The organism is Gluconobacter sp. OJA (assembly GCF_039638325.1).
GTDB classification, from domain to species: domain Bacteria; phylum Pseudomonadota; class Alphaproteobacteria; order Acetobacterales; family Acetobacteraceae; genus Gluconobacter; species Gluconobacter cerinus.
This window is the reverse complement of the sequence record NZ_JBDIWI010000001.1, coordinates 1,028,199-1,040,000: the sequence shown is the minus strand read 5'-3', so window position 1 is coordinate 1,040,000 and position 11,802 is coordinate 1,028,199. Positions and strand designations below refer to the sequence as shown.

The 11,802-nt window shown below is 57.2% G+C and carries 15 protein-coding genes (1 of these 15 cut by a window edge); 9 read left to right on the top strand and 6 right to left on the bottom strand.

Annotation, left to right across the window (positions count from 1 at the left end):
• A protein-coding gene (locus ABDK75_RS04900; protein ID WP_046901310.1) for a cell division protein ZapA crosses the window boundary here: on the bottom strand, positions 1 to 141 show its 5' end (the start). The gene continues 204 nt to the left of window position 1, outside the view; only the first 141 of its 345 coding nucleotides appear in the window; the start codon lies at positions 139 to 141; its stop codon lies beyond the left edge, outside the window.
• Between the two features lie 3 nt (positions 142 to 144).
• Positions 145 to 360, bottom strand: coding sequence for a hypothetical protein (locus ABDK75_RS04895; protein ID WP_211511473.1), 216 nt, complete (start codon positions 358 to 360; stop codon positions 145 to 147).
• A 158-nt stretch (positions 361 to 518) separates the two neighbouring features.
• Between ABDK75_RS04895 and ABDK75_RS04890 the strand changes: the two genes are divergently transcribed.
• Both ABDK75_RS04890 and ABDK75_RS04885 read left to right on the top strand, forming a co-directional pair.
• Positions 519 to 809, top strand: a complete 291-nt coding sequence (locus ABDK75_RS04890; protein ID WP_346005119.1) for a hypothetical protein — start codon at positions 519 to 521, stop codon at positions 807 to 809.
• 32 nt (positions 810 to 841) lie between these two features.
• On the top strand, positions 842 to 1,420 hold the full coding sequence (locus ABDK75_RS04885) for a thiamine phosphate synthase (protein WP_346005118.1): 579 nt from the start codon (positions 842 to 844) through the stop codon (positions 1,418 to 1,420).
• 24 nt (positions 1,421 to 1,444) lie between these two features.
• Here the strand turns inward: ABDK75_RS04885 and ABDK75_RS04880 are convergent, their stop codons facing one another.
• From ABDK75_RS04880 to epmA, 3 genes are all read right to left on the bottom strand, one after another.
• The gene (locus tag ABDK75_RS04880; protein ID WP_346005117.1) at positions 1,445 to 2,176 is read right to left on the bottom strand and encodes a fasciclin domain-containing protein; all 732 of its coding nucleotides are present in this window, start codon (positions 2,174 to 2,176) and stop codon (positions 1,445 to 1,447) included.
• Positions 2,177 to 2,233: 57 nt separating this feature from the next.
• Complete coding sequence (locus ABDK75_RS04875) at positions 2,234 to 2,656, bottom strand: hypothetical protein (protein WP_046902037.1); 423 nt, start codon at positions 2,654 to 2,656, stop codon at positions 2,234 to 2,236.
• A 107-nt stretch (positions 2,657 to 2,763) separates the two neighbouring features.
• Entirely contained in the window at positions 2,764 to 3,759 is a 996-nt protein-coding gene (epmA, locus tag ABDK75_RS04870) for an EF-P lysine aminoacylase EpmA (protein ID WP_346005116.1), read from the bottom strand.
• Between the two features lie 52 nt (positions 3,760 to 3,811).
• Here epmA and ABDK75_RS04865 point away from each other — a divergent pair, with 52 nt between their 5' ends.
• Complete coding sequence (locus tag ABDK75_RS04865; RefSeq protein ID WP_346005115.1) at positions 3,812 to 4,861, top strand: lysine-2,3-aminomutase-like protein; 1,050 nt, start codon at positions 3,812 to 3,814, stop codon at positions 4,859 to 4,861.
• A 159-nt stretch (positions 4,862 to 5,020) separates the two neighbouring features.
• On the opposite strand, the gene ABDK75_RS04860 is transcribed toward ABDK75_RS04865, so the two are convergent.
• Entirely contained in the window at positions 5,021 to 5,335 is a 315-nt protein-coding gene (locus ABDK75_RS04860) for a carboxymuconolactone decarboxylase family protein (protein WP_046901305.1), read from the bottom strand.
• A 216-nt stretch (positions 5,336 to 5,551) separates the two neighbouring features.
• Here ABDK75_RS04860 and efp point away from each other — a divergent pair, with 216 nt between their 5' ends.
• The 6 genes from efp to lepA all read left to right on the top strand — a co-directional run bounded on the left by efp (position 5,552) and on the right by lepA (position 11,802).
• Entirely contained in the window at positions 5,552 to 6,118 is a 567-nt protein-coding gene (gene efp / locus ABDK75_RS04855; protein WP_046901304.1) for an elongation factor P, read from the top strand.
• A 2-nt stretch (positions 6,119 to 6,120) separates the two neighbouring features.
• Positions 6,121 to 6,948, top strand: a complete 828-nt coding sequence (locus ABDK75_RS04850; RefSeq protein WP_064274968.1) for an inositol monophosphatase family protein — start codon at positions 6,121 to 6,123, stop codon at positions 6,946 to 6,948.
• A 60-nt stretch (positions 6,949 to 7,008) separates the two neighbouring features.
• Entirely contained in the window at positions 7,009 to 7,746 is a 738-nt protein-coding gene (locus tag ABDK75_RS04845; protein ID WP_211503356.1) for an OmpA family protein, read from the top strand.
• Positions 7,747 to 7,763: 17 nt separating this feature from the next.
• Positions 7,764 to 8,912, top strand: coding sequence for a hypothetical protein (locus ABDK75_RS04840; protein WP_064274969.1), 1,149 nt, complete (start codon positions 7,764 to 7,766; stop codon positions 8,910 to 8,912).
• A 2-nt stretch (positions 8,913 to 8,914) separates the two neighbouring features.
• Complete coding sequence (locus ABDK75_RS04835) at positions 8,915 to 9,916, top strand: peptidoglycan -binding protein (RefSeq protein WP_211496601.1); 1,002 nt, start codon at positions 8,915 to 8,917, stop codon at positions 9,914 to 9,916.
• A gap of 83 nt (positions 9,917 to 9,999) precedes the next feature.
• On the top strand, positions 10,000 to 11,802 hold the full coding sequence (gene lepA / locus ABDK75_RS04830) for a translation elongation factor 4 (protein WP_086633035.1): 1,803 nt from the start codon (positions 10,000 to 10,002) through the stop codon (positions 11,800 to 11,802).

Sequence of the window (11,802 nt, the reverse complement as noted above, 5' to 3'; positions counted from 1 at the left end):
GCTGGCGGCACCACCAAGGGTCCTCGCCCGCTGAAGCCAGCTCTCAACCTGCCGCGCCATGGAATAAAGATGGTGTTCTTCTCCATCCTGGCAGCCAACACTGTAAACATACCCGTTCAGACGAATGGAAACCTGCCCCATGGCTCATTCTCCCTTTCGTTCAAGAATTCCGCGGATACGCACACATAAAGCATCGATGTTTGCGACAATCTCTGGCAGGTCGGGAGCTGAGCGCGCCTCGCGCTCACGCTCTTCCCGCATTCGGGCCTGCTGCTCCATCGCGGTGGCAATTCGTCCCACCGCTTCCTCAAGACGATCAATAGTCCTATCGTCCTGCAGAGATCCTGTCTGCTCGCTCAAAACGCGCTCTTTCCGTTCATGCCATCACTATGCCGAATACTATGACCGACACATCTCATCCTAGACTACCTGCTCAGGAAAGACCCGAACCCTACATCAGGTCAAGCGCTGCACCTTCTCTGATGCTGCCAGTTTTCACTATTTCTTCTTGCCCTGAAATGACCAGACTTAGAGCACAGCACCCTAAGCCCTTTCTGGCACTCTCCCCTGACGGCGCAGGAAACAGCTTCGGAATTCCCTGGTGGCTGGATGTGGTGCAGGAGCAAAAGGCTTTTTCCATTCTGGATTGTGGCGCCTCCGCAGCTTTGGCGCGCATGACACTCCTGGCGGGGATTGGATGGGTTGTTTGCCAAGCGTCTCCGCAGCAAATGAGAGCCTTGAAGTCAGACAAACTCCATGAAACGCGGGTCCTTACGGCCCGCCCTTCCCCTACCTCATGGCGACGCTAGCCCGCCGCGCGTGAATCTGCGAAACTCTGCTCATGATACCTTGCGATCTTTATCCCGTTCTGCCCTCCACATTCGAAACAGCCGCAATGCTTGATGCATTGCCGGGGCTACTCGCACGCCCCGAGGTTACGGCACTGCGTTTTCCAGCAGCCCACAGCCTCGACAAAAAGCAGCTTTCCAAATTCGTGAGTCTGCTTCACGAGCATGACGTCGCCCTGATGTTGGATGTGGCGGATGTAACGGTTTCTATCTCGCCAGATTTTTTAAAAGTGGCTGATGGTATCCACGCGCCGTCAGCAGACAGCCTGCCTGCCCTACGCAAAATAGCAGGAGAGAACATCCAGATTGGATGCTTCTGCCAAAGCCGGGATGAAGCGATGCAGGCTGGAGAAAGCGGCGCGGACTACATCGCCTTCCCTTCAGAACATGCAGACATGATTAAGTGGTGGACGTCCGTAATGGAACTTCCTGCTGTGGCCGAAAACATTGTATCGGCCGAAGCTGCACGGACCGCCAGAGATTCTGCTGCTGACTTCCTTGCCATCCCTCTGAAGCTGGATGGCAGTGATCAGGACACTGTCATCCAGTTTTTAGGCGCGCTCGGTACCTGAGAAGGTGGCGCGCCCTTCTTGGATTCAGTGAGAAACAGGAAGCAGCGCGTCCCGCATGAAATACAGAACACCATTGGACTGCGGCAGCGAATGGCTCCACAGATGAGCCACCTGCCCGGCGGGATTATTCAGGAAAATTTCGCCAGTCCGCGCGTCAATATGGACGCTGATGATATCTCCATACAACGTCTTGAGACCAATACCCTGACTATGGTTTTTGGCAATTGCCTTGCGAATGGCTTTTTCGTCCCATTTTCCTGATGCGATCGTATAGCCCAGAATATGGGTCAACTGACCCTTCATCGCAGGGGCCATCAGCCCGCCAGGCCAGCGGGCCGAAAGTTTTTCCATAGCCTCATTTGGAATGGCGAAAACAGTATAAGGGCCCGGTCCCGTGATCCAGGGCACCAGACCAACATGCCGGATCGCAGCCGTATAGTCGGCCAGTTCCACGGACGCAGCGATATTTTCGTCCAGTGGACGATCATCATACGACGGGGATGCAGGCCGGTGATAAGCGACCGGCGTGCTCGGCTCATTATTCTTGGGCTTTTCGAACGCATCGGCGACCGTGTCAGGCATGTAAGACATGGACGTCTTTGCCTTTGTCTCGAAACTGTCCTGATAATTATGCGACCAGTCCGTCCCATGACATCCTGCCAGAGCTAACCCCAGCAGGGCCACTGCGCCCGAACGAAGACCCGAGAACCGGGTCAAAGCGCCGGGGGCAGAGGAAAAACCGAATCGCACATGCATGTCTGGTCACACCGTCTTAATAAAGAGGACGCAGAACCATAGACGAGGAAACCGGGTTCAGCACCCGTCCCCGCGCATGGTCCATCCCACGACGTGACCGCTTACCAGTTCAAACGTCGTCTGACAGCTTGTGTTGTAATAGGTCGCGGGGAAACCGCCACCCCAGCCGCCGCCGTAGCCACCATAGCCGGGTCCACCCCAGCCACCGCCCCAGCCGCCGCCCCAGCCACCATAGCCGCCGCCCCAGCCGCCCCAACCCCAGCCGCCGCCACCGGAATACTGGGTCTGGTTGTCGATATAGGCTAGGAACGAGTGACCTTCTGCCTGGTAATCCTTGGTCGGCACGCCAAACTGGCGAATGACGTCCACTTCAGACTTCCCGACCATCGAATCGAGAACCTTGCGCTGCTGCAGGGTAGGAACCTCACAGGCGGAAAGAGCCAGAAGAGCGACGACGGAAAGCAGCTTTGCCTTTTTCATTTTCTTTGTCCCCGGCTGGGTGACCAGCACAGATATGTTTCTTCGTGAGACGTTCTAGCCCGTTTGGAGATAGAAACGGATTAAAAGTCCTGCAAGTTTCAAAACGGCTATGCCAACCACAAAATGTCACGGATTGCAGGCGCACCCGTCGCGAGCATGACAAGGCGGTCAAACCCCAGCGCAATACCAGAACATGATGGCATATCTGGCAATGCCGTCAAAAAAGCTTCATCAAGCGGCCAGTCCTGATCGGGCGAAATGTCGAGTCTTCGTTGCCGATCTGTAGCGAAACGTTCGCGCTGCTCCACAGGATCCGTCAATTCTTCGAACGCGTTCGCCAGTTCGATCCCACCAATATACAGTTCAAACCGTAAGGCTGCCCTCGCGTCCGACGGATCTTTGCGGGCAAGAGCTGCCTGCTCTGCAGGCCAGTGCGTCAGGAAAGTAGGCCTTTCACGACCGATAACAGGCTCGACACGCTCCAGAAGCAGGCGAAAAAAGAGATCTTCCCAGGTCTCACCGTTTCTGAGCACCGCGCCCGCCTGTGTCGCCAGAGCTTCTGCATTTCCGGCTGTCGCCAGAAGATCTGCACCTACATATCGCGCAAAAGCATCCTGCATTGTCAGACGTTCGAACGGCAGAGACAGCGGGATTAGTCTTTCATCCCTATAGATCTGTTCCGGCAAAAGAGCCCTGACGTAAGCCTCCGTCTCATCCATCAGGCCGGCAAGATCAGCTTCAGGCGCATACCATTCCAGCATCGTGAATTCCGGAACATGCGTGGAGCTACTTTCTCCATTGCGCCACACCCGGGCGAGCTGGAAGATCGGTAGCCCCGTGGCCGCTACAATTCGTTTCATCGCAAATTCGGGGCTGGTATGCAGGAACCGTGCTTCGCGACCTCCATCAGGCTGCTCCAGTTCTGTCCGGAAGCAGCGAAGATGCACTTCTTCCCCCGGAACCGGAACCGCGTAAGGCGTTTCCACATCCAGATAACCACGATCATCGAAAAATTTTCGCGTAGCCTGCACCATCGCAGCCCGGCGCCTGAGCAACGGCAGGCGTTCAGCAATCCGGTCATGATCGGATGAGGAATGGGTCATAAGGGAAGAGTTCCTGTTGCAACACACAGCCAGCCAGCGTTAGAGCCACCACATGCACGATATGGTCAAGACCACGAACAAGCGGCATGTGCTGCGCACACCATCTGATCTCATTCAGGCAGGTCTAGCTCCGGAAGCCGACAGAGCGACCCTTGATGCTGTCAGCAGCCACTTTGCGACAGCTATTCCACCTGCGTTCCAAGCACTGATTGAAACCTCAGACGACCCTATCGGAAAGCAGGTCATCCCTGACATCCGGGAACTGACCACGCAGCCCTATGAAACCGTTGATCCGATTGGGGATGATGCGCTGTCCCCCGTCAAAGGGATCGTACATCGTTACGAAGACCGTGCGCTTCTGAAGCCCCTGTTGATCTGCCCACTTTACTGCCGTTTCTGTTTTCGGCGGGAGCATGTTGGCCCCGATGGTGGCCTTCTGACAGATAAAGAGCTTGAGACTGCGCTTGACTGGGTTCGGGCGCATCCCGCCATCCGCGAGATCATCCTGACGGGCGGTGATCCTCTGATGCTGGCGCCGCGCCGACTGAGGCATATCGTTCAGTCCCTCTCGGCGATTCCGCATATCGAGACCATCCGTATTCATTCCCGTATTCCCGTAGCAGACCCGGCCCGCATTACACCGGACCTGTTGGATGCCATGGAAACAGATCGCGCCATGTGGGTCGTTGCGCACATCAATCACGCACGGGAAATGACAGAAGAGGCCCGCAAGGCAGTTCGCGCCATTCTTTCGCGCGCCATTCCGGTTCTGTCCCAGTCTGTTCTTTTAAGGGGGGTGAACGATACGGAAGCCTCTCTGGAGGCGCTTTTGCGCGCTCTCGTGACGGCACGTATCAAGCCTTATTACCTACATCACCTCGACGCGGCACCGGGAACCAGTCACTTTCAGGTTCCCGTTGAAGAAGGGCGGGCTTTGCTGGGCCGCCTTCGTGGACGCGTCACGGGCTTGGCATGGCCGACATATGTTCTCGATATCCCCTATGGCAAAGGGAAAGTCCCACTGGGGCCGGATTACCTGTTGCCTGGAGAGAAGGGCAAAGTCCGTACACCTCAAGGAGAAATTGCGGATTTTGAAGGTTAGGGCCTATCGCTCAGGTCATCGAAATCCTGGCCTGCTTCAGCCTCGGACGTTAACTGTCTAAATCACAGACAGGCTCGCTCAATACGATAGAGCGTTGCCCAACGGCGAATTTTGGAGCTGCTTACCCAACGAACTGGGACGCAGCCCCGAGCACCAGCTTTACCCTTCCGTCTTCGGAAACAGATGCGTCGCATGCGTGACGGCGCCACCCGCACGGATAGCCGCTGCCACCAGAGCAATCTCTGAAAGCTGAGCGTCTGTTGCCCCTGCCTCACGCGCAGCCTTGGCATGAAGTTCGATGCAATACGGGCACTGCGTGGTCAGCGCGACAGCAACCGCAGCGAGCTGCTTGGTCAGGGCGCTGACAGTTCCGTCTTCAAATGCAGCGCGATCAAACTGCCAGAAAGCGTCCATCCCCTTGCTGGCGTTCGCTTCGAGATGGGAAATACGGGAAAGATTTTTCATGTCGTACATGAGAGCAAGCCCCTGAGTTATCCGTCCCCGCCTGCACGACAGGGCCATTGCGAGCATGAACCCCTCTCACTTTTCCTCCAAGAGCGACATCCTTCACACTTTCCTGAGTTATTCGGCCCACTCAGGCCGCCTTGCGCCTTGCCGAAATCCCCTTCACGGCGCTAGAAGCCCACAAGACGTGATAAGAAACCCACTATTGCAGGGTCAGGACAACACATGAAGCAACAAGCCAACCTTATCCGCGCCGGTCAGGTCATCGAGCACGATGGCCGTCGCTGGACGGTTCTCAAGCAGCAGATCATCACCCCGGGTAAGGGTGGCGCGTTTATTCAGGTTGAAATGCGTGACCTGAAGACGGGCAACAAGACGAACGAGCGCTGGCGCACCGCAGACACCGTTGAGCGCCTGATTACGGAAGACAAGGACTTCACCTATTCCTACATGGACGGTGAAAACATTGTTCTGATGGACCCGGAAACATTCGAGCAGGTTATCCTGCCAACCGATATCCTGGGTGACCAGCTTCCGTTCCTGCAGGACAACATGGAACTGAGCGTCAAGCTTGTGGAAGGCGACGCCGTTGGCGTGACCCTGCCGCCGCATGTCACGCTCGAAATCACCGAAGCGGATCCGGTCGTGAAAGGCCAGACGGCCTCATCGTCCTACAAGCCAGCCATGCTCGCCAATGGCGTGAAGACCATGGTTCCTCCTTTCATTGAAGCTGGCGAGCGCATCGTTGTCCGTACGGATGATGCGTCCTACGTCGAGCGCGCCAAGGACTGATCATGCGTCTTTCCCCGCACATGGCCGTCATGCAGAACGCAGCGCAGAAGGCCGCACGCCGCCTGCTCCGCGATTTTGCAGAGGTCGAGCAGCTTCAGGTCAGCATCAAGGGTCCGGGAGACTTCGTGTCCCAGGCCGACCTGCGTGCAGAAACCATCATCCGCGAAGAACTCGCCCGCGCACGTCCAGGCTATGCCTTCCTCATGGAAGAATCAGGCCCCTCGGGCGGGGATAACTGGACGTGGCGCTGGATTGTCGATCCGCTGGACGGCACGACGAACTTCCTGCACGGCATTCCGCACTGGGCCATTTCCATTGGCCTTCAGCGTCGCCTGCCGGATGGCACGGTCGAACTGGTCTCCGGGCTGGTTTACAATCCTGCTGCCAACGAAATGTTCTGGGCTGAGAAAGGCATCGGCGCATTCCTGAACGAGCGCCGCCTGCGCGTTTCCGCACGACGGAACATGCAGGAAGCCGTGTTCGCCACAGGTATTCCGTTCGCAAAGGTCCCCAGCAGCAAACGCCTGCCTTTCGCACGCGTTCTAGGTGCTCTCATGCCGCAGGTTGCAGGCATCCGTCGCTTCGGCGCCGCTGCCCTTGATCTCGCATGGGTCGCAGCTGGCCGTTACGAAGGTTACTGGGAATTTGGCATCAAGCCATGGGACTGCGCAGCAGGCCTGCTGATCGTTCGGGAAGCTGGTGGCCACGCCACTGATCCGGACGGACAGGAGCTTCATGACCTCGACGACGACGTCAATGTTGTCGCCGGAAATGCCCAGCTTCATGGCACTCTACGCGGTATCGTGCATGAGGCTTTGAACCGGGAGTAAGCAGAAGTCTCTCCTGCCCCATTGCGGGAGGATGGAACGCTCGGTTAGGATCGGTCCCCTATGTACAGGCCGATCCTAACCTCCCTCTCAGTGGCGGCCGTTCTGGCCTGCCTTCAGCCTTCTGGGGCGCATGCCCAGGTCACCAGCAATCTGGATGATCTTCCCAGTGGCAAACCGACTGCCGTTGCAAAACCTGCAGTCCCTTCCCAAACCACGCATCGAGCCGCAGCGACGCCTTCTCCATCGCGGAGTACGGCTCCGCACAGCGCGTCTGCACCTACAGGTACAGGCAAAACGACGGTTCCTGCCGTTCCCGCTGCACCGCCGCCACCTGTTGTGCTGCCGCCGCCTTTCGTCCCCATTCAGACGCATGCGCCAGCTCCACCGGTTGATATCAAGGCCGTTGCTGATGCGAAGAGCAGCACGACAGCTCTGCCAGAGGGTGGACTGCGCGTGATTTTCGCGCCGTCGAGTTCAGATCTCACCGATGAGAGCCTCAAGGCCCTTACGGCCTATGGCGCCTCGCTCAAGGATCAGCCTGAAAAACGTATCATCCTGACAGCCTATGCCACTGTGCCAGGTGATGACATTTCAATGCCAAGGCGCATTTCCCTTGCACGAGCACTGGCTGTACGCTCCATTTTCATCAATGCTGGCGTTGCAACCACGCGTCTGTATCCCCGCGCCATGGGACGTCCGGACAAGGGCGATGCCAATCCGGCTGACCGTCTCGATATCGTCACTGAGCAAAATCCGCCGCCCTCCGATTCCGCAACCCCGGCAAACGGCACGCCATAAGCCAGGAAAGACCCGCCGTGACCCGTCCCACCACCTTCCTTCTGCGTATGGGCGTCTTTCTCGCCGCCGTTGCGCTTCTCGCAGCGTCTATGGCCAAGACGCTCCTGAACGCCTTCAATGCCAACCCGAAGCTGGATGCCGTCATTCTGGGCGTTCTGATTTTGGGAATTATCTGGAACCTGCGCGTTGTCCAGCGGCTCATGCCGGAAGTTCGCTGGGTGGAAATGCTCCGCCAGCCCCGCGCAGGGCTTGCAGCTCCAAACCCGCCCAAACTGCTCGCCCCAATGGCGAGCATGCTGGCCGCACGCAGTCGCACGGACCGCCTGACCCTCTCGACCCAGACAACCCAGGCCATGCTGGACAGTCTCTCGTCCCGATTGGATGAGAGCCGCGAAATTTCGCGTTATATGACGCAGTTGCTGATTTTCCTGGGACTTCTCGGCACGTTCTACGGTCTGCTTCTGACCGTGAGTTCCATTGCTTCTGTGATCGGTGGAATGTCAGCGGGTAACGGCGATCTCGACGCCATGTTCAACCAGCTCAAGACAGGCCTTGCCGGTCCACTGGCGGGCATGTCGACCGCATTCTCGGGTTCCATGTTCGGCCTGGCAGGAGCGCTGGTTCTTGGCTTCCTGGATCTGACAGCCGGTCAGGCACAAAGCCGCTTCTTCAATGAGCTGGAAGAATGGCTTGCGGGTGTTACACGCGTCAGCGGCGGCACAAGCATTGAGAGCGACGGGGCTCCGATCCCAGCCTATGTGCAGGCCCTTCTCGAGCAGACAGCGGAAAATCTTGAAACGCTTCAGAATGCCGTTTCCCGCAGTGAAGAAGCCCGCGTGCGGGAGGTTCAGTTGCTGGATAGCCTGCAGGAGCGTCTGCGCGGCATGACTGAACTCCTGAAAGCCAATCAGCAGATCATGACCCGCACGGCTGAGACGAATGCAGCCCTCGTTCCGCTCCTTCGCCAGATGGGTGAAGAGGGTCAACCGGGCTCGCAAGGCACGCCGCTTCTTCGGATTGAGAGCCATCTTTCCCGTCTCGTTGAAGAACTGCATCAAGGTCGCGCCCAAACCGTCGGTGAAATTCGCAATGACCTGCGCGTTCTCGCGCGGACCATCGCTGCGGCCTCCGGCACCGCAAACGGCACTTCCAGCAGGCAGGACTGACCATGGCCCGGCGCAGACGCGGACCCAACAACGCCCTGGATGCCTGGCCCGGCTATGTGGACGCTCTATCCACACTGCTGATGGTCGTCACGTTCGTTCTTCTGGTCTTTGTGGTTGGACAACAGTTTTTGTCCGTCGCCCTGATGCGACGCGAGCACACGCTGGACGCTTTGCAGAAGCAGTTGGCTGAGCTGTCACACATGCTCTCCATGACGGAAGACAAGAACAAATCCCTGAATGCGACGGTCGCCAGCCTGGCCAATGACAAGCAGAAGAACGAAGACCAGCTCAAGGCTTTGGCCGGACAGATGGCTCTTCTGAACGGCCAGCTTCAGTCCAAAGATCAGGCCCTTGCCTCTGCTGACAGCGCAAGCCAGCAGCAGAACAGCAAAATCTCGGACCTACAGGCTCAGATCGAGGAGCTGACACGCCAGCTTCAGGCCATCAGTAATGCCCTCGATATCGAGAAAAAGAACGAGCAGGCCAAAGACACGCAGATTCAGGATCTTGGAAACAAGCTGAACGTCGCGTTGGCGGACAAAGTGAACCAGCTCAAACGGTATCGCTCGGAATTCTTTGGCCGCCTGCGTGATATCCTGAAGAACCAGAAGGGCGTGAATGTCGTAGGAGACCGGTTTGTCTTTCAGTCAGAAATTCTTTTCCCTCAGGGCAGCGCTGATCTGACCACTGAAGGCAAAAAAGAAATCACCACTCTGGCAAAGACGTTCAAACAGGTGTCTTCAACCATTCCCGCAGATATCCCATGGATTCTGCGCATTGACGGCCATGCAGACAGACAGCCTATTCACAGCGCTTTTCCGAGCAACTGGGAGCTGTCCTCTGAACGAGCCATCACTGTTGTGAAACTTCTGATTGCCGAAGGTGTGGACCCGCATCATCTGGCAGCAACAGGGTTTGCAGACTTCCAGCCGCTTGACGCGGCCAGCACCCCAGCGGCATACGCCCGCAACCGCAGGATCGAGTTCCGTCTGACGGATCGCTGATTCCCCTTGCCTGCCTTTTCACGAAGGCAGGCTTTTCCGCAGGTCTGCTGACATTCCTGCGATAATCCCGTATGTAACCTGCCATGACCGAAACCCCGCTCTCCCTCATTCGCAATTTCTCGATCATTGCGCATATCGACCACGGTAAATCGACGCTTGCAGACCGCCTGATCCAGGCCTGTGGCGCTCTCACGGCCCGTGAGATGAAAGCTCAGGTCCTCGATTCGATGGAGCTGGAGCAGGAGCGCGGCATTACCATCAAGGCACAGACGGTTCGCCTGACGTACCCGGCCAAAGATGGGAACATCTATACGCTGAACCTCATGGACACGCCGGGCCACGTTGACTTTGCATATGAAGTCAGTCGCTCGCTTGCCGCCTGTGAGGGGTCACTGCTGGTTGTGGATGCGTCCCAAGGCGTGGAAGCACAGACACTGGCAAACGTTTATCAGGCGATCGACGCGAACCACGAAATCGTGCCAGTTCTGAACAAGATCGACCTTCCGGCAGCCGAGCCGGAGCGTGTTCGCACGCAGATCGAAGAAGTCATTGGCATCCCGGCAGACGACGCTGTGGAAATCAGCGCCAAAACCGGCATCAACATCGAAGGCGTCCTTGAAGCACTTGTAACGCGTCTGCCTGCGCCGAAGGGTGACCGTTCAGCACCGCTTCAGGCTCTTCTGGTGGATAGCTGGTACGATGCTTATCTCGGCGTCATCATTCTGATTCGCGTCATGAATGGCACCGTCAAGCGCGGCGACCGCATTCGTATGATGCAGGCCGGATCGACCTATCACGTTGATCAGGTTGGTGTGTTCCTTCCCAAGATGACCAACGTTGATGAGCTTGGCCCAGGTGAGATGGGCTTCATTAATGCAGCCATCAAAACCGTTGCGGACGTCGCGGTCGGTGACACTATTACCCTGGATCGCAAGCCGGCCGAAAAGGCGCTTGCAGGCTTCAAGCCTTCCATCCCTGTGGTGTGGTGCGGCCTCTTCCCGATCGACGCCGACGACTTCGAAAAGCTGCGTGACAGCCTCGGTAAGCTGCGCCTGAACGATGCATCTTTCCACTTCGAGGCGGAAAGCTCTGCCGCTCTTGGTTTCGGCTTCCGCTGCGGCTTCCTCGGACTACTTCATCTGGAGATCATCCAGGAACGCCTCTCCCGCGAATTCAATCTGGATCTGATCGCCACCGCGCCGTCTGTCGTCTATCGCATGACGCTGACGAACGGCACGAAGGAAGAACTGCATAATCCTGCAGACATGCCCGATCCCGCCCAAATCGAAACCATTGAAGAGCCCTGGATCAAGGCTACGATCATGGTTCAGGATGAATATCTGGGTTCCGTGCTGACACTCTGTTCAGAACGTCGCGGTATTCAGGTCGATCTCACGTATGTCGGCAACCGTGCGATGGCCGTCTATCGTCTTCCGCTCAATGAAGTTGTGTTTGACTTCTATGATCGTCTGAAATCCCTGACCCGCGGATATGCGTCCTTCGACTATCAGGTTGATGGATACGAAGAGAGCGACCTGGTCCGCATTTCCATTCTGGTCAATCATGAGCCAGTGGATGCGCTGTCCTTCGTTGCTCACCGCACCGTGGCAGAGACACGTGGTCGTGCCATTTGCGGCAAGCTCAAGGATCTGATCCCCAAGCAGCTCTTCAAGATCGCTATTCAGGCCGCTATCGGCTCCAAGGTCATCGCCCGTGAAACCATTGGCGCGCTCTCCAAGGACGTGACGGCAAAATGCTATGGTGGTGACATCTCCCGTAAGCGCAAACTTCTGGACAAGCAGAAAGAAGGCAAGAAACGGATGAGACAGTTTGGTAAGGTCGAAATTCCGCAGAGTGCCTTCCTTGCAGCCCTCAAAATGGATTAA